The sequence below is a fragment of the Flavobacterium sp. FG139 genome, from assembly GCF_057809695.1.
Genome location: NZ_JBMDKL010000004.1, coordinates 81,307 through 107,140 on the forward strand (window position 1 = coordinate 81,307; position 25,834 = coordinate 107,140).

The 25,834-nt window shown below is 34.4% G+C and carries 24 protein-coding genes; 11 read left to right on the top strand and 13 right to left on the bottom strand.

Annotated features, from left to right (window positions below):
- Positions 1-54 precede the first annotated feature (54 nt).
- The 4 genes from ACODSI_RS04680 to ACODSI_RS04695 form a co-directional block, all read right to left on the bottom strand.
- Positions 55-1,482: a hypothetical protein gene (locus ACODSI_RS04680; RefSeq protein ID WP_488915687.1), complete on the bottom strand. Its 1,428-nt coding sequence runs from the start codon at positions 1,480-1,482 to the stop codon at positions 55-57.
- 70 nt (positions 1,483-1,552) lie between these two features.
- Positions 1,553-3,364, bottom strand: coding sequence for an outer membrane protein assembly factor BamB family protein (locus tag ACODSI_RS04685; protein ID WP_488915688.1), 1,812 nt, complete (start codon positions 3,362-3,364; stop codon positions 1,553-1,555).
- A 32-nt stretch (positions 3,365-3,396) separates the two neighbouring features.
- Positions 3,397-3,768, bottom strand: a complete 372-nt coding sequence (locus ACODSI_RS04690) for a hypothetical protein (RefSeq protein ID WP_488915689.1) — start codon at positions 3,766-3,768, stop codon at positions 3,397-3,399.
- Between the two features lie 74 nt (positions 3,769-3,842).
- Complete coding sequence (locus ACODSI_RS04695) at positions 3,843-4,796, bottom strand: GSCFA domain-containing protein (protein ID WP_488915690.1); 954 nt, start codon at positions 4,794-4,796, stop codon at positions 3,843-3,845.
- Between the two features lie 133 nt (positions 4,797-4,929).
- Between ACODSI_RS04695 and ACODSI_RS04700 the strand changes: the two genes are divergently transcribed.
- The gene (locus ACODSI_RS04700; RefSeq protein WP_488915691.1) at positions 4,930-6,678 is read left to right on the top strand and encodes an ABC transporter ATP-binding protein; all 1,749 of its coding nucleotides are present in this window, start codon (positions 4,930-4,932) and stop codon (positions 6,676-6,678) included.
- Positions 6,679-6,707: 29 nt separating this feature from the next.
- Complete coding sequence (locus ACODSI_RS04705) at positions 6,708-7,175, top strand: VOC family protein (protein WP_488915692.1); 468 nt, start codon at positions 6,708-6,710, stop codon at positions 7,173-7,175.
- Positions 7,176-7,215: 40 nt separating this feature from the next.
- Here ACODSI_RS04705 and alaS read toward each other — a convergent pair whose 3' ends face one another.
- Positions 7,216-9,852, bottom strand: a complete 2,637-nt coding sequence (gene alaS / locus ACODSI_RS04710) for an alanine--tRNA ligase (protein ID WP_488915693.1) — start codon at positions 9,850-9,852, stop codon at positions 7,216-7,218.
- A gap of 12 nt (positions 9,853-9,864) precedes the next feature.
- The gene (locus tag ACODSI_RS04715) at positions 9,865-10,719 is read right to left on the bottom strand and encodes an SRPBCC family protein (RefSeq protein WP_488915694.1); all 855 of its coding nucleotides are present in this window, start codon (positions 10,717-10,719) and stop codon (positions 9,865-9,867) included.
- 121 nt (positions 10,720-10,840) lie between these two features.
- Here ACODSI_RS04715 and ACODSI_RS04720 point away from each other — a divergent pair, with 121 nt between their 5' ends.
- From ACODSI_RS04720 to ACODSI_RS04745, 6 genes are read left to right on the top strand one after another with little or no spacing between them, the layout of a single operon-like run.
- A complete protein-coding gene (locus ACODSI_RS04720; protein ID WP_488915695.1) occupies positions 10,841-11,818 on the top strand; it encodes a M23 family metallopeptidase in 978 nt (325 codons plus the stop codon).
- A gap of 49 nt (positions 11,819-11,867) precedes the next feature.
- Positions 11,868-12,200 carry a MerR family transcriptional regulator gene (locus ACODSI_RS04725; protein WP_488915696.1) on the top strand — a complete coding sequence of 111 codons (333 nt, stop codon included), beginning with the start codon at positions 11,868-11,870 and terminating at the stop codon, positions 12,198-12,200.
- 1 nt (position 12,201) lies between these two features.
- A complete protein-coding gene (locus ACODSI_RS04730) occupies positions 12,202-12,480 on the top strand; it encodes a GldL-related protein (RefSeq protein WP_488915697.1) in 279 nt (92 codons plus the stop codon).
- Between the two features lie 42 nt (positions 12,481-12,522).
- Positions 12,523-13,104, top strand: coding sequence for a LemA family protein (locus tag ACODSI_RS04735; protein WP_488915698.1), 582 nt, complete (start codon positions 12,523-12,525; stop codon positions 13,102-13,104).
- Between the two features lies 1 nt (position 13,105).
- Entirely contained in the window at positions 13,106-13,543 is a 438-nt protein-coding gene (locus tag ACODSI_RS04740; protein ID WP_488915699.1) for a TPM domain-containing protein, read from the top strand.
- A complete protein-coding gene (locus tag ACODSI_RS04745; protein ID WP_488915700.1) occupies positions 13,543-14,343 on the top strand; it encodes a TPM domain-containing protein in 801 nt (266 codons plus the stop codon). The genes ACODSI_RS04740 and ACODSI_RS04745 overlap by 1 nt, the downstream gene beginning before the upstream one ends.
- Before the next feature lie 63 nt (positions 14,344-14,406).
- On the opposite strand, the gene ACODSI_RS04750 is transcribed toward ACODSI_RS04745, so the two are convergent.
- From ACODSI_RS04750 to ACODSI_RS04780, 7 genes are all read right to left on the bottom strand, one after another.
- On the bottom strand, positions 14,407-17,115 hold the full coding sequence (locus ACODSI_RS04750; RefSeq protein WP_488915701.1) for an outer membrane beta-barrel protein: 2,709 nt from the start codon (positions 17,113-17,115) through the stop codon (positions 14,407-14,409).
- 289 nt (positions 17,116-17,404) lie between these two features.
- Positions 17,405-19,066: a tetratricopeptide repeat protein gene (locus ACODSI_RS04755; protein WP_488915702.1), complete on the bottom strand. Its 1,662-nt coding sequence runs from the start codon at positions 19,064-19,066 to the stop codon at positions 17,405-17,407.
- 12 nt (positions 19,067-19,078) lie between these two features.
- Complete coding sequence (locus ACODSI_RS04760) at positions 19,079-19,993, bottom strand: PstS family phosphate ABC transporter substrate-binding protein (protein ID WP_488915703.1); 915 nt, start codon at positions 19,991-19,993, stop codon at positions 19,079-19,081.
- A gap of 232 nt (positions 19,994-20,225) precedes the next feature.
- Entirely contained in the window at positions 20,226-21,029 is an 804-nt protein-coding gene (locus ACODSI_RS04765; RefSeq protein ID WP_488915704.1) for an energy transducer TonB, read from the bottom strand.
- A gap of 12 nt (positions 21,030-21,041) precedes the next feature.
- Positions 21,042-21,611 (bottom strand): ExbD/TolR family protein, encoded by a 570-nt coding sequence (locus ACODSI_RS04770; RefSeq protein ID WP_488915705.1) that lies wholly within the window; start codon positions 21,609-21,611, stop codon positions 21,042-21,044.
- Positions 21,612-21,627: 16 nt separating this feature from the next.
- Positions 21,628-22,251, bottom strand: a complete 624-nt coding sequence (locus ACODSI_RS04775) for an ExbD/TolR family protein (protein WP_488915706.1) — start codon at positions 22,249-22,251, stop codon at positions 21,628-21,630.
- Positions 22,252-22,287: 36 nt separating this feature from the next.
- Positions 22,288-23,106 carry a MotA/TolQ/ExbB proton channel family protein gene (locus tag ACODSI_RS04780; RefSeq protein ID WP_488915707.1) on the bottom strand — a complete coding sequence of 273 codons (819 nt, stop codon included), beginning with the start codon at positions 23,104-23,106 and terminating at the stop codon, positions 22,288-22,290.
- A 367-nt stretch (positions 23,107-23,473) separates the two neighbouring features.
- Here ACODSI_RS04780 and ACODSI_RS04785 point away from each other — a divergent pair, with 367 nt between their 5' ends.
- Genes ACODSI_RS04785 through ACODSI_RS04795 form a run of 3 tightly spaced genes read left to right on the top strand, consistent with a single transcriptional unit; the run spans position 23,474 to position 25,751 of the window.
- Positions 23,474-24,994: a helicase HerA-like domain-containing protein gene (locus ACODSI_RS04785; protein WP_488915708.1), complete on the top strand. Its 1,521-nt coding sequence runs from the start codon at positions 23,474-23,476 to the stop codon at positions 24,992-24,994.
- Positions 24,994-25,362, top strand: coding sequence for a DMT family protein (locus tag ACODSI_RS04790; protein ID WP_488915709.1), 369 nt, complete (start codon positions 24,994-24,996; stop codon positions 25,360-25,362). Before ACODSI_RS04785 ends, ACODSI_RS04790 begins: the two co-directional genes overlap by 1 nt.
- Before the next feature lie 23 nt (positions 25,363-25,385).
- Positions 25,386-25,751, top strand: a complete 366-nt coding sequence (locus ACODSI_RS04795) for a cupin domain-containing protein (RefSeq protein WP_488915710.1) — start codon at positions 25,386-25,388, stop codon at positions 25,749-25,751.
- Positions 25,752-25,834 lie beyond the last annotated feature (83 nt).

Genomic DNA, 25,834 nt, shown 5'->3' on the forward strand with positions numbered 1-25,834 from the left:
AAATTGAACTAATGACTTTGATCTTACAATACGTAAAAATGCGTATTTAAATGCTTATTTCAACTGCAACAAAACGGCTTTTGGAAGTGCTACTGACAGTAGTTGTGTTTCGCCATCAACAGAAGATGTATAATATAATATTTCGTTTTTTTCATCATAAAAAGGCTGTGCATCAAAGCCAGCAGTATTGATTTTACTTCCTAAATTAATGGGTTCACTCCAATTTTTCCAAGTATCATCCAGTCGGTAGGACACAAAAATATCATAATTCCCAAATCCACTAAATCCGTCTGATGCAAACAATAATGTCTTTTGATCCGAAAGCAATTGTGGTGTCGAATCATCGGCGGCCGAATTGATTATTTTGCCCATATTTTGAAGAAAGCCATACGTTCCATCTTCTTTTTTAGTCGTAAAATACAAATCAATTCCACCTTGCGTAAAATCGGTTTCAACCGCCATAATGAGTACTTTTCTATCTTCTGTAACAGTCACATCGCTAAAATCCTCATAATTATTGAACGCAGCGATTTTGAGTTGCCCCAACGAATGGAATGTTCCAGCATTATTTTCAAATAATTCGAATCCACAATCATTAGTGCCTCGAGTATACATAGTGCCGCCTTTTAACACAAATTGTGCATTGGCATATTCTACATAATTGTAATTTTCGCCTGTGGCTGAAAGTTCGGATTCTACTTTTTTATTGGTCCATTTTCCATTTTCTTTAGTAAATGAAACGACGTATTCTTTATTATTTTCAAAATGCGACGCAAACAATTTTGTACCACTTTGATCAATACAAGGAGTTGCGTAATTGGTTTCGCCTAAATCTAATTTAGAAGCATTAGCAAGTTGTTCTAGTGCTGTTCTTGAATTTATTTTGGCTTCGATAGGTTCACTAGAATCGGATATTCCAATAGCATCTATTTGTTTTTGACCCGGAAGTAACGCAAAATTAAACTCCACTTTTACCGATTTTACATTGGCTACAGCATTATCTAAAATTGCATATTCAATTCCGGGATTGAATACATCAGGAACTTCGCTCACTTTTCTTCGTTTTCTACCAAAATAATAGGCTCGATCACCTTGCAATGTAGCTTTGTAAGAAGGCGTTTTATAATCCGATTTTCGTGTCCAAACCGTTTCATAATGCTCGGCATCGGTTGAAACCGAAATTTTCACCACACAACCTGCATTTAGATTTTCAAAAACAGCCACTTGTTTTACGGATTGCGGTTTTTCAAATCCGACTTCTATGATTTCTCTTCCGTCCAAGGCTTTTTTGGGAGTCCATGCATTGCCACTGTATCCGCCTTGTGGAAATACATCGGGCTTGCCCAAAATTCTTTTAATTCCGAATTGCTTTCCACCCAAATCAGACGAAAATTTAATCACTTTAGAAGCCCATTGCACTTGCTGTGCTTCTAAAGAATATAGCGAACAAAAAATAATAACTAGATAAATGTATTTTTTCATAATCATCCTTTTTACTTAAAAAAATGGGCTGCAACAACGTCACAGCCCAAACAACAAAGTGTCATAACCTCTAATTATTTACTTTGATTTTTTCTACTTTTCTACCTTTGAAAGCATAGATGTATTCCCCATCAGTTGAAATATCAATACCGTCACCATATTTAGGGCTTCCACCTTTTCCTTTAGATTGCACCGACCCTTTGGTTTCGCCATTGGTCATGTCAATTCCGTAGATGATATTTTTACTGTTTCGTTGATCTCTCAAGAAATAATTTCCTTCAATTTCATAGAAATAATCAACTCCTCTAATTTTATCTGTTGCGTATGCACGCGAACCATCTTTTTTGTTGTACGCCGCCAATCCTTTTTCAGAAAGCACTACTACTTTTTCGCCAAAATCAATAACATCCGAGGCTTTTCCTACTCCAGCATCGTTGTGTTTTACATCAAATAATTGTTTTCCAGAAGCGATATCGTAACCATAAAACTCATCGCCATCACCCACAAAAACAGTCTTGTCATTGTCGATAACTAAATCGGTAATTCGTTTATCAAATTTCTCTGAACGCCAAGCGGTAGTTCCGTTAGCATCATCTAGAGCCAATACACTATTTTTTTGTGCTTTGTAATCCCAATAAATATAAGGAACGGCTTGTTTGGTAGCACCAGCGCCATAACCACTAGTTTCCATTCTAATTTCTTGAACTTGCACTTTACCTCCTACTTGCAACATTATCTTATCGCCTGTTTTATAAATATTGGGCATACTGAATGCGCCCGTAATTTTCTCGGAAGCCCACAACAATTTACCCGATTCTAAATCGTGTTTCTCTACATATTTAGTTCGATCTCTAGTTCCCAACATAACAATATACACCGCGTTATCTGTAAATAAAGGATCGGCCAATGTGCGGTAGTATTTCTTGCGCGCACTATTGCTAAACAATCCGCCACTTCCACCATCCATATCGTTTTCATATATTGCTTCCCACAGTTTTTGCCCGTTGTTGATGTTATAGACTTGCAATCCGTTTAAGTACATGAAAATTTTATCATCTTTAATCCATAAATCAACGATTGCTCTACGGGTTACTAACTCTTTTTCAATTAAACCAGCAAAAGTGGCATCCCAAAGCACATCACCATTCACGGCGTTAATTTTAACCAACTGATTTTTAAATCCTGCAAATAAAGCTCCAAGTGCAGTTGGCTTGAAATTAAGCATTACAATTTCATTTCTTTTTGGGTCATAAATATATTTTCCTACACCACCTTTAAATCGATTGGTTTCCCAAATTTTTTCACCCGTATTGGCTTTTACCAAAATAACCGAAGCTTTTTGAGAAATTAAAAAAGCATCCAATTCATCAATATATTTTACCGTTTCCAATTCACCTTGATCGGTACCTTCTTCGGCTTTGGTCCCTTTTGGAATAAGATTTTGATACAATTCAGAATTCCACAACTCTTTTCCTGTAGCAATATCAATTACAGCTACCCTATCGGTTCCTAATTTTCGGGCGTCGAAAAGAAATAAATAGCCGCCTTTTTCTTTCCAAACGACATATTGGTATTCCGAATTGTTTGTATTGTTAGTTGTGATTTTTTTATAATCACCACTCCAAATCATTTTTCCAGAACCGTCTAAAACTGTTGCCGAATTGTCGTCGGTACCGATAATATAGGTTCCATCTGCATTGGCTAATGCCAAGCGTGTCGCTTTATTGTCAAATTCAGATTCCCACGTAGTAGCGAAACTTCCTGATTTTTTTCCTGCACTCGATTTGCCTTTTACTTTATCTAAAAGTTTTCCAAACTGAGCTTGAGTTGGTAATGTTCCCATCATGCAAAGGGTAAACATTACAATAGTTATTTTTTTCATTGTTCAATAATTTTGAGGTTGATTGTTACGAGTTAAAAGGTAATAGTGTAGCGAATTTTGTATCGCTGTTGTTTTTCTAGTTTGAATTGAAATTTGTGATCCAATATGTAATCCGACATGAAATTGATGAAGTCGATGTTCTTGATATCGCTATCTACTTTAAAAAAGGAAGACACTTTTCCGTTTTGAACCACGCCAATATCAATCACCATAGTTCCTTTGACATCGGCAAATTTTTTGTTTTTCTTTTTAGTAAATTCTTGCGATTGGAATACTTCATTTACTTCTTTGGTTACCATTTCGGTTACAGCATCTTCATCGGTAAGCACCAGTTTTTGAGCTTGCAATGCCGGAGTGATAAGAAGTAAAAAAGTCAATCCGAAAATAATTCTGACTATACGCATGGTTGATTTAGTTTAAGTTACAAGGCAAACTTATAGCTTAAACTAAAGAAAGGAAATACGAAGAAATGCGTATTTTAACTAAATGTCAAAAAAGGAAGTTGGTGTTGAAGTTGCGCTATTTTCTGTTGCAGGTTGCGCAAAAACTGCTGATGACTCTCCGAATTTGGGTTGAACGGTCGGTGTGCCAGTCCTTTCTGAATTGTAGCCACATCATTCATTATAATGAAACTTTCTTCAGAAATAGTGCTTTCGCAAAATCGTTCCCAGATGTAATCTAGGGCAATTGCATTGGGATGCAACATGTCTTTTTCATAAAATCGATAATCGCGCAATTCGTCCATTAAAATTTCATAGGATGGAAAGTAACTCGTCATTTCTGATTCCCTATTCATTATAGATTGTAACGCCGTTATTAAATGGGCTTTGCTTCTTTGGTTTTCAACAAAACCATCTTTGATGTGACGCACAGGCGAAACTGTAAAAATAAAATGACAATTTGGACTCACTTTACTAATTAAATCCATTGTATTTCGAATGGACTTTTCAATAATTTCAACGGATATAATTTCTTTATCAAAATGATTCTGAGGCACTTTATGACAATTAGCAACAATTTCATTCGATGATTTTAATCGGTATACCCATGAAGTTCCGTAGGTAATTATAACATGAGTCGCTTGGATAATTTGCTGAAGAGTTGCCTCTAAAATGGCATTAAGGTTTTTTAGAAACTGTTCTTTGTCTTGATGACTTACCTCAGAATGCACTTCAAAACAGTGCCATTGTTCGTTGTGAAAAAAAATATCCTCTTCGGTAAAAAGCTCTTTATCAACTATCCTTTGAACAATTCTCTCTATTGAAACTGGATTGAAAATGATCCCAAACGGATTGGTGGTATTTTGAAATTTGTAAAATGCAAACTTCTCCGCCATATTTTCTGCAAAACACGAACCCAACGATACTATTTTAGAGGTATAGTTAATTGGAAAATTGGATTTTGAAATGGGTATTTTGGTGGTGAAGTTCATTTTTATAAAATTGATAGTTCAAAAATATATTATTTTACAAACATATCCTCTATTGAATCATAAACTATTACTATTTTAATACTATTTCTGAAACTATTAATTAACTACTTTTGCAACCTAATTTTTATTTTACATGAAACTACTCTATTCTTATATAATCAAACACAAAATGTTGTTGTTTTTAGCCTTAATTATGGCTGCTATTAACATTTGCTTTAGTTTATCCGATTCGGTAATTACTGGTAAATTAATGCAAGATTGCGGTGTAGGTTTGCACCGTTACAAAGGCAACGAAATAGGATTTATTAAGTCGGTGGCGTTTTGGCTCGGACTGTCGTTAGGTGCTGCTATGATTTCAAGAATTACCAAAAACTTTCAAGATTATTTCACCAATGTGGTGATTCAGCGCACCGGTGCCCAAATGTATACTGATGGTATTAAAAAATCATTGGATTTACCTTTTGAAGAATTTGAAGACCAACGCAGTGGTGAAACGCTCAGCAAACTCCAAAAAGTACGTTCTGATTCAGAAAAATTAATTACACTTTCGATTTCATTAGTATTTCAAACGGTTATCGGATTCATTTTTGTAATTGTATATGTATCCCGAATCGATTATCGAATTTCAATTATCTTCTTAATCACAGCTCCAATTATTGCGTTAGTAAGTTCGTATTTGGGGAAGAAAATCAAAATTGTATCCCGTAAAATTGTCAATCAAACCAATGCTTTAGCTGGTTCAACGACCGAAAGTTTACGCAATATTGAATTGGTTAAAAGTTTGGGATTAACCTACCAAGAAGAAAAGCGTTTGAACCTCAATACGTTTAAAATCTTACAATTAGAGTTGGAAAAAATTCGCTTCATTAGAAGTTTGAGTTTTATTCAAGGAACTACAGTTCATTTTCTAAGAACTTGTGTGGTTTTCACGTTATATTATTTCTTGTTTGGAGGCAAAATTATTGTCGGAGATTTATTGACCATGGTGTTCTTTACCTTCTTTATTTTTGGTCCGTTGCAAGAATTAGGAAATTTTATTATCGCACTAAATGAAACCAAAGTTTCGATGGAAAATTTTAAAACCTTGTTGAATGCTCCAAAAGAATTTCGTCCTAAAAAACCAGAACATATTGGGCCCATCAACTCGCTGTTATTTTCAAATGTGAGTTTCCAACACAAAACTGCCAATTATAAAGCGGTTGAAAACATCAACTTTGAAATCAAACAAGGACAAACCGTAGCTTTTGTCGGACCATCGGGCTCAGGAAAAACTACGTTGGTAAAATTATTGGTTGGATTGTATCCACCCGAAGAAGGAAAAGTATTGTACAACAACATTGATTCTACCAAAATTGATTTGCTAGAATTGAGAAAACAATTGGGATTTGTAACGCAAGATGCGCAGTTGTTTTCGGGAACCATTCGTGAGAATTTATTGTTTGTAAAACCATCTGCAACGGATGAAGAATTGTATGATGTATTAAAAAGAGCCAGTTGTGAAAAACTTTTAAAACGTGCGGAAGACGGTTTAAATTCGACTATTGGTGAAGGTGGCATAAAAGTTTCTGGCGGTGAAAAACAACGTTTATCAATTGCAAGAGCCATTTTGAGAAATCCGAATTTACTGATTTTTGACGAAGCGACATCGGCGTTAGACTCGATTACCGAAGAAGAAATAAATGCGACGATTAGAAATATTTCCGACAGCAACCGAATTACCGTTTTAATTGCCCACCGATTATCAACCGTAATGCATGCCGACAAGATTTTTGTACTGGAACAAGGCAAAATCATCGAACAAGGCAAACACGACGATTTGTTGTTAGACAAAGGATTGTATTATGCCATGTGGCGTCAGCAAATTGGAGAACGAAAAAAATAGTCTACATTTAACTTTTAAAACCAGACAAAATGAAACAAATTGCTAAAATTGGTGTTTATTGTATGATTGCTTTTTATGCGTTTACGATGAAGGCTCAAGAAAACAATCCGTTACATTTAACCCTCAACCACATAGCATTATCGGTAAAAAATGTAGACGAGTCGGCTTTATTTTACAAAACGGTGCTTGGGCTTACAGAAATAACTAACAAAACTAAAAAAGAAGGAATTCGTTGGTTTTCATTAGGAGACGGCAAAGAATTGCATTTGGTTTCGACGGTAAAAGAACCCATTGTATTAAACAAAGCCATTCATATTGCCTTTACAACTACTGATTTTGACGCTTTAATAGCACATTTACAAGCACTAAAATTGGATTATAATGATTGGGAAGGTACTTCAAACAAAATTACTACTCGAGCCGACGGCATCAAGCAAATTTACATTAAAGACCCCAACGGTTATTGGATTGAGATTAATAGTGTTGGTCAAAATTAACAAAAAACCCTTTCACAATTGAAAGGGTTTTTTAGTGGTACTATTGTATAAAATCTTTTGCTTTTTCTAAGGCTTCTGTAATGCCATTCCCATTTTTACCTTTACCTGAAGCGAAAAACGGTTGTCCACCGCCATTTCCATCAATGTATTTTCCTAATTCTCTAATGACCGTTCCAGCATTTAATCCTTTTTCGGCAATCAATTCTTTAGAAATATAACAGTGAATATTGGGTAAACCTTCTTCAATTGAAGCTAAAAACACAAAAGCATTGGGTTTAGAACTTCCAATGAGCTGCGTTAAATCTTTAGTCGAACTCATGGATAAATCAACTTGTTTTGCTAAAAAGTTAACGCCGTTTATCTCTTGAAATTCTGATGCTATGACATTTTTCAATCCATCAATTTTTTCTTTTAATAATTGCTCAATCTGTTTTTTCAATTTGGCATTATCATCTTGTAAAGTAGCAACTGATTTTAAAATATCTTGTGGATTTTTCAAGGTTTCTTTGATTTCAGCTAAAGTAGTTTCTTGATTTTGATAGAAATTTTTCACCGCATCACCAGTGATGGCTTCAATACGACGAATTCCTGCTGCCACGGCACCTTCAGAAATGATTTTGAAATGCCAAATATCAGCGGTGTTTTTCACGTGAATTCCACCACATAATTCTTTGCTTTCTCCAAATTCAATCATACGAACAGAATCTCCATATTTTTCTCCGAACAACGCCATAGCGCCTTTATCCAGTGCTTCTTTGATTGGAATATTTCTGTACTCATTCAACTGCAATTGGGCTTCAATTTGTGCATTAACACTTGCTTCAACTTGACGTAATTCGTCGTCAGAAACTTTAGAAAAATGCGAGAAGTCAAAACGCAGGTAATTCGGATTTACCAAACTTCCTTTTTGTTCTACGTGAGTACCTAATAGGTTGCGCAGTGCCAAATGCATCAGGTGTGTAGCCGAGTGATTTTTAGACGTTGCCGTTCTTAAATCGGTGTTGACTTTGGCTACAAATTCAGCTTCTATATTTTCTGGTAACTGTTTGGCAAAATGCAGAATTAGGTTGTTTTCCTTCTTCGTATCAATGATATCAATCGTTTCATTAGCCGAAACCAACGTTCCTTTATCGCCTACTTGCCCACCGCCTTCTGGATAAAATGGCGTAGCATCTAAAACAATTTGATATAAAATGCCGTCTTTTTTAGAATCTACTTTACGAATACGTGTGATTTTTACTTCGTTTTCAGTTTGGTCATACCCCACGAATGTTTCTACATTTCCTGGAATCAAAACCGACCAATCTTCCGTTGAGACTTCTGAAGCAGCACGCGAACGCGCTTTTTGTTTTTGCAATTCTACTTCGAAGTCATTTTCGTTATAGGTATAGCCTTTTTCTTTTAAAATTAAAGCCGTTAAATCTTTCGGAAAACCAAAGGTATCGTACAATTCAAACACTTTTGCTCCAGAAACTTCATTTGCAGTTGTTTCAGCAACCACTTTATCCAACAATTGCAATCCTTGCTCTAAAGTTCTCAAAAACGACGCTTCTTCTTCACGAATTACGTTAGTCACTAATTGTTGTTGCGATTTAATTTCTGGGAAAAATTCACCCATTTGACTTGCTAAAACTTCCACCAATTTATTGATAAAAGGTTCTTTAGTATTCAAAAATGTAAATCCGTAACGAATGGCACGACGTAGAATTCTGCGAATTACATAACCTGCACCCGTATTGGAAGGCAACTGTCCGTCGGCAATAGCAAAAGCAACAGCACGTACGTGATCTACAATAACACGAATGGCGATGTTAGTTTTGTTTTGTTCTTCAGAAATGTTTTTTACTTCATTCGAAGTATATTTTAAGCCAGTAATCTGTGTAACTTTTTCGATTAGCGGCGTGAAAACATCGGTATCATAATTGGAAGTCACGTTTTGCATGGCCATACACAAACGCTCAAATCCCATTCCAGTATCTACGTGTTGTGCTGGTAATTTTTCTAAACTTCCATCCGCTTTACGATTGAATTCCATGAACACATTGTTCCAAATTTCAACTACTTGCGGATGATCGGCATTGACTAAACTGCGTCCTGAAACAGTGGCTCTTTCAGCATCGGTTCTCAAATCAATATGGATTTCGGAACACGGACCACACGGACCTTGATCGCCCATCTCCCAAAAGTTGTCTTTTTTATTTCCAAGAATAATGCGATCTTCTGGAACGTATTGTTTCCAAATGTCCCAAGCTTCTTGATCAAACGGCACATTTTCGTCTGGATTTCCTTCAAAAACCGATACATACAAACGATCTTTGTCTAACTTCAACACTTCGGTTAAGAATTCCCAAGCCCAAGCCAAAGCTTCTTTTTTGAAATAATCACCAAACGACCAGTTTCCGAGCATTTCGAACATGGTGTGGTGATACGTATCAAAACCTACGTCTTCTAAATCGTTGTGCTTTCCTGAAACACGAAGGCATTTTTGTGTATCGGCAATACGTTTGCTTTTTGGAGTTCCGTTTCCTAAAAAGTATTCTTTGAACTGCGCCATTCCTGAATTGTTGAACATCAAGGTTGGATCGTCTTTGAGAACGATGGGTGCAGAAGGAACGATTAAATGCCCTTTGCTTTCAAAGAAATTGAGGTAAGCTTTACGAATGTCTTGTGATTTCATTGTACTAATTTATTATTCTGATATTTTTTTTAATTCTTGTAATGCCAACGGAAATTTTTCATTCATATAATTAATATATTCTGGCATACAATCAATTTCGGCGCTAACAGTAGTTTTTCCTTCTTTCTCTTTTAGTTTATACACTTCAAAACAACCCGTCCATTTTTCAGATTCTTCATCAATGGGTTGCTCTTCCAAATTTTTTAAATTTCCAATATGTTTAAAAATAACTAATTCGTTTGGAATCAAATAAAAAACATCGCTATACATTCCGTCGAAACTTGGAGCAATAAAATGAATTCTACTACCTAATTCCATTTCGCCGGTAAAATAAGTGCCTTCACAAAATGGAGTTACCCATTGTGTGTAGGTTTCTTTATTCCACATTTTATTCCAAACAGCATCAGATTTAGCATTGATCTCAACACTAAAAACTAGTTTTTGAATGTTGTAAAGGTAATTTCTTAAACTGGTTTTCACTAACGCATTCCACCCCATTTCATAATTGGCTGGCGCAAATTTTTCACCACCATCTGCAAAAGAATCTACACCTTCATGTGTTAATGTAACTTCAACTTTTCCAGATTCTAATTCTTCAATAGTCCATGTTACGATTGAACTTCCTTTTGACTGTTGAGGATGCGTCCAAGTGTGTTGCAGCATTTTATTTTCTTCAAAATTCAAAATTTTGCATTCATGAAAAAAAGTTCTTCCATCCGGTTCGTAAAATGAAAACACATTCCCAATTTCTAATTTAAAATTTGACATGTCAAAATACCAAACTTTCATTATTTCAGGATTTGTGATAGCTTCCCAAACTTTCTGTTTAGAAGTTTCAATAATTGACGATACCTTAACTGTACTCATAAATCGGGATTTAAAATTTGATTTAAAAATAAAAAATAGTTTAGAATGAAACATTTCTTAAATTTGTTCGTATAACCATTGTTATTCTTAAAACGAGTACAAAAATAGTATAATTTAAGAAATGTCGAAGAAAGTTAAGTATTATTACGACCCAGAAAGTTTGGCGTATCGAATTATTAGTCCGAAAAAGAGGAAAAAATTTGGTTATGCTTTATTGTTCTTGGTGGCTTCGGGATTATTTGGGTTTTTATGTTTTGTAATTTTGATGAATACACCCTATTTTGAAACGCCAAAAGACAAAATTCAGGCACGAGAAATTGAGAATTTGAAATTGAATTATGCCCTTTTAAATAAAAAATTAGAAGATATTGATCAAGTAGCGTCTGATTTGGAAGATCGAGATAACAATTTATACCGAGTGTATTTTAATTCGGCACCGATTTCCAACGAAAAACGAAGAGGCATTATCGATCGAAATCGTTACAAAGAATTGGAAGGCTATAACAACTCTGAATTAGTCGTTAAAACTTCTGAGAAAGTTGACGGAATTTCCAAAGCATTGGCAGTACAATCGAAATCGTTGGATGAAATTTTACGATTAGCTAAAGCAAAAGACAAGTTATTAGGTGCTATTCCGGCGATACAACCGGTTAAAAATGAGGATTTGAAACATATGGCATCGGGTTTTGGTTACCGAAGTGACCCGTTTACCAAAGCAAGAAAAATGCATGAAGGAATGGATTTTACAGCAAAAACGGGAACACCTATTTATGCTACTGGCGATGGGGTAGTTAAAAGTGCCGATAATTCATTATCAGGTTTTGGAAATCACATAGAGATTACGCATGGCTATGGTTATTTAACGTTATACGGGCATTTAAGTATGTATAAAGTTAGAGCGGGTCAACGTGTGAAACGTGGAGACATTATTGGGTATGTAGGCAGTACTGGACGAAGTGAAGCGCCCCATTTGCATTATGAAGTGCATAAAGATGGAAAAGTCGTGAATCCAATTAATTTTTATTACGGAAATATTTCGGCAGCCGAATATGTTGTCATCTCAAAAATAGCAAATCAAGAAAATCAATCACTGGATTAAGGATTTACGATTGAGGAATTTTGATTTTGAACAAATAAAAAATATAAAAATGCACATAGAATTATCAAAAGACAAATTATATTTTAGTATTGGCGAAGTGGCCGATGCGTTTGGGGTAAATGCTTCTTTAATACGTTTTTGGGATAAAGAATTTGACATTCTAAAACCCAAGAAAAATGCCAAAGGAAACCGAATGTTTACGCAAGAAGACATCAAAAACTTGCAATTGATTTACCATTTGGTGAAAGAACGTGGTTTTACTTTAGAAGGTGCCAAAACCCATTTGAAAGAAGGTCAGAAGAAAACTTTGGACAAGTTTGATATTATATCCAAATTGGAGGGAATTAAAGCCGAATTAACTAATATTAAAAACAATTTATAAAATGAAGAACAAACAAATTCTAAACCTAAGTTTCGCCCTTTCAATAATCATTTGTGTGATTGGGGCTTTATTTAAAATTTTGCATTACCCATATTCAGAAATTTTATTGGGACTCGGGCTTATTTCGTTACTCGTTTTTTGGATTGTAGCTATATCAGAATTGAGAGCGTCAACTAAAATAAGTGGTAGTGAAAAGTTCATGTGGACAATTGCGCTACTATTTTTAGGAAGCTTCGCAGGATTAATTTATTTAACTTCTGCCAGAAAAAGAATCGTTTAAAAATAAAACTTAATATAAAACAAACTTTAAAAATTAGAAAACATGAGAAAATTTTTGCCTTGGATAATTGGAATCGGATTAGTAGTAATTATTGCTTTTTGGGTGATGGGTGTTAAAAACACTGGCTTGCAAAAAAACCAAGCTACTGAAAAGGAATGGGGAAATGTACAAACTACCTACCAACGAAGAAATGATTTAATTGGCAACTTAGTAGAAACAGTAAAGGGATATGCTAAACATGAAAACTCAACTTTAGTAGCTGTTACAGAAGCTAGAGCAAAAGCGTCATCAGTTACTATTGACCCTAAAAACATCACTCCAGAACAATTAGCTCAATTCAACCAAGCTCAAAGTGGCGTGAGTAGTTCATTATCAAGATTATTAGTTTCTGTAGAACAATATCCTGATTTAAAAGCAGATCAGAATTTCTTAAAATTACAAGATGAATTATCTAGCACCGAAAATCAAATTTTAACTGCTAGAACTCGTTTCAACGAATCGGTTCAAGATTACAACAACTATGTATTGGGAATGCCTCAAAATTTCTTCTTAAGCAATTACAAAGAAAAAGTTTATTTCAAATCTGTTGAAGGTGCTGATAAACCAGTACAAGTAAAATTTTAAGATGTCAAAAGTAGAAGCTTTTTTATCCCAATCTAAAGAGAAAGAAGTTGTTGAAGCCATTCAAATGGCTGAAGAAAACACTTCGGGCGAAATTCGCGTACACATAGAAAAAGAAACCTCCATTGCTCCTATAGACCGAGCAGTGGAAGTTTTTAGTATGCTGAAAATGGAAAATACTAAAGACCGTAATGGTGTCATTATTTATGTGGCAGTAAAAAGCAAGCAATTTGCTATTTATGGAGACCAAGGCATCAACGAAAAAGTAGCCGATGATTTTTGGAATACCACTAAAGACATTATGCTCCATCATTTTAAAAATGGTGATAACAAACAAGCTTTGGTAGAAGGTATTTTGAGTGTTGGTCAACAACTAAAACACCATTTTCCTCATCAAGATGATGACGTTAACGAACTATCAAACGAAATATCAAAAGGATAATGAGAAATAAATTTAAAAAATGTACTCCTATCCTACTGCTATTGATTTGCATGTTCAACTCTCAGTTTGGATTTTCACAATATACAATTCCTGATAAACCGAGCTTTCAAACTTCTGTGTATGATTACGCTAATTTGCTAAGTGATGCTGAAAAGCAACAATTAGAAGAAAAGTTAATTCGTTATTCTGATTCAACATCTACTCAAATTGTGGTGGTAACTATAGATGATCTTAAAAATGAAAGTATCGATGTATTATCTACTAATTGGGCTCAGAAATGGGGAATTGGACAAGCTAAAGAAGATAATGGCGTTATGATTTTGGTTGCTAAAAATGATCGAAAAATAAGCATTCGCCCGGGCTATGGCCTTGAAGACCGATTGATTGCTGGAGTTTGTGGAGAGATAATCAGAGATGTAATTGTTCCTGAATTCAAAGCAGGGAGCTATTACAATGGATTAAACAAAGGTGCCGATGCTATCATTCAAGTTGTAAAAGGCAAATACAAAGGAACTAGAAAACATAATAGCATTGACAAAAACATTCCTATCGGTGTTTTCGTTATTATTTTCATAATAATTATCATACTTATTTCAAGAAACAAAGGCAATGGACGTGGTGGAAATGGTATAGGAGGTCCGAGTTTACTTGACATCATTGTATTGAGCAGTTTGGGAAGAAGTGGCGGCAGTGGTTTTGGAGGCGGTGGCGGATTTGGAGGCTCTTCTGGAGGCGGTGGCTTTGGCGGCGGTTTCGGTGGTGGCGGATTTTCTGGTGGTGGCGCTAGCGGAGGTTGGTAAAACCAATCTTTAATTGATTTCATAAAAAATGCCTTCATAATCTGAAGGCATTTTTTTATTGTATTAGAACCACATCATTCCACCTGATTTCTTTTCTTTACCTGCAAATTTTTCAAGTTTATAGGTTAGTGAAAACATGACATAGCGTTTTAAAACGATGTTTTCTTCATCTCGAATCGAAGTGGCACTAATAGTTCGAGTTGCACTTTGATTTTGGTTTAGCATATCATACACTTTTACTTTAGCCATTAATTTCTTTTGAAAAAAACTATAAGACAAACTTGTGTTCCATAAGTAGAAATCTTTTTTAAAACCGTCAGCAATGTTGGAGTTGTAATTATAGCCAAAATCATTACCAAACGTCCAATTTTTAGGCCAATAACTGGTTACTTGCAAATTGAATTTATGGGTAAAATTGGATGCCGCGTCCACGACATAATTGGTATAACCAGTTCTATTGTATGAATAATTATACGATGGATTGATAGTTAGGAGTTCGCCATAATCATACGTAAAACTTACTCTTGGCATAAAACTATAGGATTGAGCTTGGTACAATTGTCCATCTGTAAAGCCTTTTGAAAGTCCGAAGTTATTATTCAATCGCAATTCAAATCTGTATTTATTGGCCTCTTTTTTAAACGATTTATTCCAATACACCCCAATCCATGAGTTGTATGTACCTGATACATTGTCATAAGTTGTAGTTCTCTTTCGATTGGCATCATAAGAAACCGATGAAATAACTTGATTATTGTAAAAATTACCCCCAAAATACGTTCCGTATCCTGAGCGAGTAGCATAATCAAAATCCCTGTAAGAGAAATAGAAATTTTGCGTTTTTGTTAGATTTAAATTGGGGTTTCCAATGTAAGTATTCAATGGATTTGCGAGATCTTCAACTGGAAGAATTTGTCTAGCAGAAGGCAAATCATAACCATAATTGTAATTTACCCATATGTTTTTAGTCTTAGTGAATCTGAAATTTCCGTAAGCATTAATATAAGGTGCCACGTAATTTTTATCTAAAGAAGTATTTAAACTTAAATAAGTGGCATCGTTACTAAAGTTGATGACACTTGTTCCAAAATTAAAATTAAAATTGAATTTTTTGTTATTGAAATTGATGCCCGTATTTGGAGTAATTGTGTTTTCTTTAGAATTAAAAGCGTTCGTTAACAAACTATTTGCCAATGAATACGACTGGTTTGTACCATCAAAATCGAAAGAATCTCTGTAATCGTTATTTTTATTGAGCTTATGTTCTAATCCTATCTTAACCTGAAGCGAATCGGTAATTGGATGCGTATATTCAAACTCTGTCCTATAATTTCCTATGGTATTTTTAGATTTATTGAATTGATTTCGAGTATCGTCGGGTAATGAACCTTGATAAAAAACCGTATTCGATTTAGTGTAATTATTGTCTGTTGTTGTTCCGTTTTCATTTTCAAAAACCAAACTCAAATACTTTCCTTTTTTCTTAAAAGATCTAGTGAAGGATAACGTATTACTAAAAGTATTAGCGTCGTTTTCATTTGAAGTTTCAGAACTGCTAGAGTTCAACATTGCATTGGCAGCATCAAATGATGTTTGGGTTGATAAATTAGCATTTTTAGTATTGGATTTTGTAAAATTTGGTTCAATAACTATTGACGTTAACGAATCTAATTTATATTCAAAAACCGAAGATACATTATGAGTATAGCGATCTTCATTAGAAGTGGCATTGGAATTGGTTGTAAAATTTCCAGAAGGCAAAAAGTTAATCTGATTGGTTCTGTTAGTATTTTTAGTATTCGCACCCGAATAGAAGTAACTCAATGAAGTTTCTGTATTTTTAGTCCACTCGTCAGAATAATTTATACCTACCATATTGGAACGTGTTATTCCATTACCGCTTCCATACCTTCGTCCGTTTATTCCGAATGAGCCATTATCGTTAAACCAGACACTTCTATTGCGGCCGCCACCCATATTATCAAATACTTCATCCATTGAAAAACCAATCGAATTAATATTGTTGGAAGATGCCAAAACACTAATCTTTCGTTTGTTTTTAAAATAGTTGACCAAAGTACTGCTCTCGTAGCGTTTATCAGAGCCTTTCCCAGCCATAAATTTACCGAAGAATCCTTTATTCTTATCTTCGTCTATGGTTAGATTAATACTAGCCGAATTGGAACTTGCAGCCGCACCTGTTTTCTCTTCTTTCTTGGTTTTGGTATCGGTTACTTGAACCTTATTAATGATATCTGAGGGTAAATTTTGCAATGCTACTTTCCCATCTTTATCAAAAAAAGGTTTTCCGTTTACCAGAATTTGATTGACTTCTTTTCCGTTAACGGTTATTTTACCATCAGCATCAATTTCTACTCCTGGCAATTGCTTGAGTAAGGTTTCGACATTGGCATCGGGTCTCACCTTAAACGACGACACATTAAATTCAAGCGTGTCTTTCTTTATCCGAATTGGTGGCGCCTGATTTTTAATAACCACTTCATTTAAGGTTTTCACTGCTTCTTTTAAAACAATTTTACCAAAATCTCTATCCGACTCAATAGTTTTTAGTTCAAATTTGTAATCGTCATAAGTAATGTAGGAGATTTTTAAAAAAACTGGAAAAGCGATTTTCTTAACTTTAAGATCAAACTTTCCAAATTTATCAGTGATGGTATAATCGACTACCGTTGAATCTTTAGCATTAGAAAGATATACTGTTGCCGATTCGATGGGTGATTTGGTATTCTCGTCGACAACTATTCCTTTCAAAGAAATATTTTTTTGAGCAAACGAATAGGAGCAAATAAAAAGAACTAGGAAAGTGTAATAAAATTTAGGCATTGATGTAGTTTTTGTTTTGATTCTAATAATAACAGCGAATTACCTAAAATATTATTTATCGTAAAAATTTCTTACAAACTTTAACATTTATTAAAAAAAAGCACCCTAATTAGGGTGCTTTGGAAAGCTATTATTTTTTCTTTTTAGTCTTTTTGACAACTTTAGTTTTGGTAACAACAGCGGCTGGCTTTGGTTCAGAGACTGTTGTTTCTGTAGTTCATTTTAAAATTTTCAAAGACTCAATAGCGTAAGTATTTGTTGGATCGATTGCTAACGTTTTATTCAACAATTCTTTTGCTTTAGCTTTATCCGTATTGGCAAAATAAGCGGCCATTGTATTATAGGCTTCTGTTACTTTAGCTTTGGCCTTAGTTACTTCATCAGCACCTTTGGCATTCAGTACATCTAAATAAAGTTGATATGTGGCAGCCATAACTTGATCGTTACCCAAACTATTATTAATACGCGCTTTGTATAAGTAGGCATCTTGATAAGTTGGCGTGGCAACAATAACGGTATCCATCGCCTTATCCGCATTTTGCATGGCCACTTTATCCATCGTTTTATCATCTTTACCACGATTAACAGTGTAAACACACAAACCATAATAAATGTTGTCTTCTGTGAAATTTTTAGAAGCTGGATTCATAATAGCAGCTTCAAAAATATTACCTGCAACACCGTATAATTTCAATCCGAAATATTTTTTACCAATCTCATTTAGAGCATTCGCTAATGATGCTTCCATTTCAATTGATTTTTTTAAATCTGTAGTACCTTCTGCAAGAAGTGTTGCATCCACCGTTTTTCCATCTTCAGCAATAGACTTCTTAATTTTTGCAAGACCTAGATAAAAATAATCACCAGCAATAACTTTAGTTCCTTTAGAAATGTATTCATTTAAAGCAGTAATTGCTGCATCAGCATTTCCATTTTCGTAAGCAGCATATCCTAAATAACGTAAAATTCTAGGGTTAACTTTATCTAATTTTTTCATTTCATTAGCTTCCAATTCTAATGCTTTATAATCTTTTGCTAAGATTAAGAAATCGGCATGACGCATACGTGAAGGCAATGAATAGTCAGTAAGACTCATGTATTTCTCATAACTAGTAAGTGCTTTTGCAATATTTTCATTATAAGTAGAAGGTTTATTATTCGCCCATAAATAATACGTTTCTGCTAATTCACGGTAAACCGGACCATAATTTGCATTTAAGGCAACCACTTCATCATATGCCTTAATGGCTTCTGTATAAGCTTTTGCTCCTTTTAAAAGAACACCTTGTTGCATTTTGGCTCTAATTAAGGTATTATCAATAGCATAGGCATCTCTGTAGGAAGCATAGGCATCGTTTTGATTTTTGTCACCATAATAAGCATCTCCTAAAGACAACTTGACATTAGCATCATTTGGATTTACTAATTTAGCTTTGTTTAATAAGTTAATGGCAGACTTATAATCTGGTTTAGAAGTATTCATAAAAGCTTGAGCGATGTAAAGATATTCTTCAACATCTTTCTTCTTCATATCTTTCATAACCAAATCAAATTTAGCTTGTGCCGCAGCAGTGTTGCCGTTTTCTAAGTCAATTTGGCCTAATCCAATATTATTGAATTTTCCGCCATCTGGAGCTGTCAATCCTTTTTGGAAGTAGATTTTTGCAGAGTCTTCTATATTTTGTTTCAAATATATATTACCCAACAAGAAAGTAGCTTTTCCGCTTTCTGGTTTAGATTGAACAATTCCTTTTAACATTGATTTTGCCTTTTCATACTGTTCAGCATCTAATGCCTTTTTAGCTTGGTCAATATCTTGCGCTTGAGCAACGGCAGAAGCCGCTAAAAAAGCCATACTGAAAATTTTAAATCGTTTCATTTTCTTAGAATTTTATTTACTATCGTTTTCTATTTGATTTCTTGTTATTATTTTTCGTCCTGGGACTCTAACAGGAACAAGCCCTGATTTTAATATTATTCTTTGTCCTTTCTCACCTGCAATGAATGACGAAAATCCAATTCCGAGTCCTTCATATCCTTGACAATTGATGATATACAATTCACGTGCCAAAGGATACTTTCCTGTTGCTATGTTATCTTGACTTGGATAAAAATATTGATTTCCAGAGCCTTTAACACTTAGCACATTTATTTTATCGATATATTGTTGCATCTCTATTTTAGGCTGAGACACCCAATTTATCCCGATGACCCCAATCATACCTTCATTCTTAGAAACATATTTGATCACTTCATCATTAGTTTTAAAAGAATATATTCCATTTTCTGGAAGTGCATTGACCCCGGCAAGCTCACTTAAATATCGAACTGAACTTGAATTTGGATTGTCAAAAACCAAACCTTTAATACCGTTTTGTTTCCCTTTTATAAAATCAACAACATCGCTTAAAGCTATTAAAGTATCTTTTACCGATTTACTCTTTATAAAAGCAACTGCATCAGTAGCGATTTGGGTTGTTTTTGGATATATTCTTTTTTGCTCTAAAACTTTTGTTTCTTGCTCATTCAACTTTCTTGATAACACAATAATTTGAGCTTTCTTATCGAATAATGAGACAATACTTTCTTTCTCAGATTGTGGAATTAATGTAATTTTTGCTTTATAAATACTTTCAAAAACCATTACTTGGTCTTCAATTATAGGAAATAAAGTTTCATCAACCAGAACTTTGGCTTTACCTTCCACAATAGTATCTCTTTCTTTTTTATTTTCTGTACTCTTGTTGCAAGAGAGAAAAGTTAAAACCACTAATGTTGGAATAAGAAATAATTTAATTTTTTTCATCTAATCTTTGTTTGAATTGAAGAAACGTAAAAATCGTAAAAAAGCATATACTATTAAAAGAACGCCAAAAGCAATTCTATATTTTAACTCCATTCGCAAGGGTAAATCTTGCCAAAAGATAATAATTGCTCCAAGTGTTAAATAAATCAAAAAAAACAAAATTCCTATAAATAGAAGAAATCGCTCTTTAAGCGATTTCTTCTTATAGTTAGCTATTAACTGTTTAAACATATTATTCAGCTCCAGTAACTGTGATTGGAATTTGGTAAGAACATCTTACTTTTTTACCATTTTGCTCAGCAGGAACCCATCTTGGAGATTTTCTCAATACTTTTTCAGCAGCTTTACCAGCACCATAGCCTGGATCTCTCAAAATTTTAATATCCGTTAGTTGTCCATCTTTTTCAACAACAAATGAAACTAATATCTTTCCACCAGGAAAATCTTCATCTGTTGGTTGTTCAAAGTTATTGGAAACATACTTGTAAAACTTATCAATACCACCAGGGAATTCAGGTTTAACCTCAACACCAGCTGAGTTGTAAATTTCATTAGTATCTTCAACTACTTCAGATTGTTTTGGACCGTCACCAGGTGGTTCGATTCTCAAATCTGCATCAGGATCTCCTTTAATAGTTTGATCCCCTAGTTTTTTGTCCTCGATTTCCTTGATTTTAGGAGGGTCTTCAGTAATCTCTTCAGTTTTTGCAACCACTGGCTTCACAAATTTCACCTGATCTACTTTAGGTGGCGGTGGCGGTGGTGGCGGAAGATTTTCTTTTGGTTTTTCCTTAGGTGGCATTTTCACCGTGGTAATCTTAGTATTCAAAGAAGCATCATCTTCAGTAGAGGCACTGCTAATTAAATCGGCAATAATTGGTGTTGCAATTGCTAATGCAAAAACAAAAGCACCAACAAAAAAAGCTCTTAATGATGTACCTTGATTTTTTTTTCTTAAATCGTAAGCGCCATAACTCTTGTTACGTCCCTCAAAAACAATGTCTAACCATTGTCTATTTAATAAGTCTAATTTCATAATTTAACAGTATTAAGGTTTAGGAACATCAACTAGTTTAGCCTCTTCTGGAGTAATATCATTTACGATAGCATACGTTGGAACACCACATATGGCCATTTCATCTAAAATATCCACTACATTTCTGTAGGTAGATTTTTTAGTTGGTTTAATAATCACAATTAAACCATCTTTTGGTTTATTGATACTAGCACAATATTCTGCTACTGATTTTACTCTTTTAAGGATTTCCTTACGAATTCCATCTTTTCCATAGATAGCATCCGTTGGTTTACCATTTGGTTCTGGATTTTCTAACAATCCGTGGAACCACTTGATTTTATTGTTGGCACCCAAGATGATGGTCATCGTACGCTTTTGATCTACTTTAATGTTTTTCTCGGGTGTACTATCCTTTTTCTTATCTGGCAACCCTAAGTTCATAGACTGTGGCTTAGATAGTGATGTCGTCAACATGAAGAAAGTAATCAAAAGGAAAGCCAAATCTACCATCGCAGTCAAATCTACTTTAGAGTTTTGCTTTTTACTTCTTACCTTGCCGCCTTTGCCTCCGCCACTATCGCCGGTATTTAATTCAGCCATTTTTTATATTTTAATATTAATAGTCTTTACCTCTTAAACCAGTTACTAAATCAAATGTATTGATGTCTTGGTCTTGTAAAATATCCATGATTTTTTTAATTTTTGGATATTCAAGTTTTGCATCACCTTTGATTGCAAAACTTAGGTCTTTGTCTTTCCCTAATTCAATGTTAGCCTGACGTGCTGTGTAAATCCAATCTTTCAATTGGTTATTTATCGAATCAAAAGGAATACCCGTTTGTGTACCTGGCTTATTTCTATCTGAACCTTTCATTTTGATGATGGCAGATAAATTTTCTATTGGAACACCAAAGCTTTCCATCAGGGCGAACTCTCTTTTTTCTTGGTCTGTAAAACTTACTTTATATTTATTCCCCATCAATTCAAGAGTTTTCTCACGAGTATCTCTTCCTTTGATATCAAAAAAAACATTTTCTTTTCCTTTTCCAACCGTAATAGTAACCAAACCTTCATCTGGCAATTTAGTTTTTACAGTTGAACTTGGTGTATCAACACTTACTGGCTCAGGAACCTTAGCAGTAGCTGTTAAAATAAAGAAAGTAAGCAAAAGGAAAGCCACGTCACACATAGCCGTCATATCAATAGACGTTGCTTTTTTGGACATTTTTATTTGAGCCATATTTATATCTTTTACTTATTATAGTTGAACTATAAATTATTTTAAACTTCCTTTAAATCTTCTGTAAGAATTTACAATTGCAGTACCTGCCTCGTCAATAGAGTAAGTCAAAGTATCAATTTTAGAAGTAAAGAAGTTGTACATAATGATTGATAAAGCTGATGTAGAAATACCCGTTGCAGTATTAATAAGTGCTTCAGAAATACCATTTGCCAACAAAGCTTGATCCGGTGTACCAGCAGATGCTAACGCACCAAACGCTTTAATCATACCTGTTACTGTTCCTAATAATCCTGCAAGAGTTCCTAAAGATACTAATGTAGAAAGAATAGTCATGTGTTTTTCTAACATCGGCATTTCTAATGAAGTTGCCTCTTCAATCTCTTTGTGAATAGTTTCAGCAGCTTCTTCGCTATTGAATCCTTCTTTTTTCACATCTTGATATTTAACAAGTGCCGCTCTAATTGCATTAGCCACTGAACCTTGTTGTTTGTCACAAGCATCAATAGCATCTTCAATATTTCCAGCTGCAATGTTTGATTGTACTTTTTTCATGAAAGCATCTAAATTATTTTTACCAGCTGCTTTTGAAATAACCATAAAACGCTCAACAGAAAACACAATAACCATCAATAAACATCCTAATAAAACAGGTACGATTGGACCTCCTTTATACACCATTGCAAGATAATTTCCTGGTAATGGTTCTCCTCCTGAAATACCATCTTTAAAGTTAGAACCTGCTCCCATTAAGAATTTCCATACTACAATTCCTACTGCAATACATGCTAAAATTACAATACCAGAGAACATTCCTCCTCCGTTAGACCCATTTTCTTTTTTTGCGTTTGCCATTTTTTAAAAATTTAAAAGTTTTTTAATAATTTATAAGTTTTAGTTGTAAATAAACTTGAATAGGAGCAAATTTAATTTTTTAGTTGATATAAAAAAACTTTTTTCAATATTAATATTTTTAGTTTCAACGAAAACGATTTAGTGAAAAATTCAAAAAAATAAACCCCAATAAATTAAACGATTAACAATTTGACTTATTATTCTAAAACGCCAATATATTTATTTTAGTATGTTAAATTCCATAAAATAGTAGGAATAATTTGCTAAATTCATTTTTTTACCCCTCCTTTTTTTTTAATTTCGATATCAAAAAATAGTAACTTGCACTTCTAATCTAATTATTACAGAACAAATCAAACCTTACCTGATGAGCAAAAAAGAAACTTTCATTTCCTACATAAACGAAAATTATTCAACTAAAGGCGAACACATTCTTTTAGGTGCTGCTATGTTAGACGGTGAAGCTTTGGGAGAAACCCAAGTAAAAATCCCTTTAAAAACAGTAACCCGACACGGTTTAATTGCTGGCGCCACAGGAACTGGAAAAACCAAGACCATTCAAGTGCTATCAGAACAATTATCATCTTTTGGAATTCCAGTTTTAATGATGGATATCAAAGGTGATTTTTCGGGTATAGCAAAATCAGGTGAGGAAAAACCTTTTATTACCGAACGTCATGCCAAAATAAACATCCCATACACACCTTCAGATTTTCCTGTTGAACTAATGACGCTTTCTGCTCAAGACGGTGTTCGAATGCGAGCGACTGTATCTGAATTTGGTCCCGTTTTATTCTCACGAATACTCAACCTAAATGAAACACAAGCAGGTGTTATGGCTGTCATCTTTAAATATTGTGATGATAAAAAAATGCCGTTACTCGATTTAAAAGACATTAAAAAAGTGCTAAATTACATTACTGAGGAAGGTAAAGACGAAATTTCCGAAAGCTACGGAAAGATTTCAACCGCTACTACGGGTATCATCTTACGTAAGATTATTGAAATTGAACAACAAGGTGGCGACTTCTTTTTTGGCGAAAAATCATTCGAGATAGACGATTTAATGCGAATCGACGAAAACGGAAAAGGATATGTAAACATCCTTCGTTTGACAGACATTCAAGATAAACCCATGCTTTTTTCGACTTTTATGTTGAGTCTATTAGCCGAGATTTACCATCAAATGCCCGAAAAAGGCGATGTAGAACAACCCGAATTGGTTATTTTTATTGACGAAGCACATTTACTGTTTGATGAAGCCAGTAAAGCACTTTTAGATCAAATTGAAACCATCATTAAATTGATTCGTTCCAAAGGAATTGGGGTGTACTTTGTCACGCAAAACCCAATGGATATTCCGAAAGGCGTTTTAGCGCAGTTGGGATTGAAAATTCAACATGCTTTACGTGCTTTTACAGCCAACGACAGGCAATCAATCAAGGAAACTGCCGACAACTACCCTACTTCTGAATATTATCAAACGGACGAATTAATTACGGCTTTAGGAATTGGAGAAGCTTTGGTAACCGCTCTAAATGAAAAAGGAATTCCAACACCGTTAGCAGCCACAATGCTTCGTGCGCCTCAAAGCAGAATGGATATTTTGGCAGAAGATGAAATAGCCGAAATTAATACAAAATCGAAATTGGTTAGAAAATATACTGAAGCTATTGACCGTGAAAGCGCCTATGAAATTTTGAATAAAAAAATTGAAGACGCCAACACACAGTCTCAAGAACAAACAACCGTTCAAGAAGAAGAAAAACAAGAAAGCAACGAACCAAGCACTGCCAGTGTTGTAGGAAAATCGGTTTTAAAAGTGGTGACCAGTGCGAGCTTTATTCGTGGTGCTTTTGGGGTATTAATGAAATTATTTAAAAAATAATGAAAGGTTACATTACTATTGGTTTGCTGATTCTGTCTAATATTTTTATGACATTAGCATGGTATGGACACTTAAAATTTAAAGAGTTAAAATGGTTTGAAAACGCTGGATTGATTACCATTGTTTTAATTAGTTGGGGATTGGCCTTGTTTGAATATTTTTTTCAAGTACCAGCCAACAAAATAGGTTATGAAGGCAATGGTGGTCCTTTTACACTAATGCAACTCAAAGTAATTCAAGAAGTGATTACCTTAATCATTTTTGTGATTTTCTCCTTATTATTTTTTAAAAACGAAACTTTAAAATGGAATCACTTAATAGGCATGGGGTTTTTGGTGTTGGCGGTGTATTTTATTTTTAAGAAATAACTAAATGAATAAAAAATAGATTTATGAAAAAATATTTCATCCAAAAAGCTCCTTTTGTAGTTCCAACAACAGACGGAAAATTAATTGAAGAACACCACGGCATTCCGACTACAGGAAATCACGACATTTCTATTGCACACATGATTGCACCACCCAAATGGAGCGAGCCGTTTCAAACACCCGAATTTGAGGAGTACACTTATATTTTTTCGGGTAAAAAGCAATTTATTATTGAAGGCGAAACCATCGTTTTAGAAGCAGGACAATCGATTAAAATTGAAGCCAATACACGAGTACAATATTCCAATCCGTTTGACGAACCTTGTGAGTATATTGCCATTTGCAAACCGGCTTTTGATTTTAACAAAGTACATCGAGAAGACGAATAACCCTAGCCCAGATAGTAGCGGAAAGCCTTTTTTTATGGAAAAGCACATTTTTGTTGCTTGTAAAAAGCGACCAAAGGAAGCTC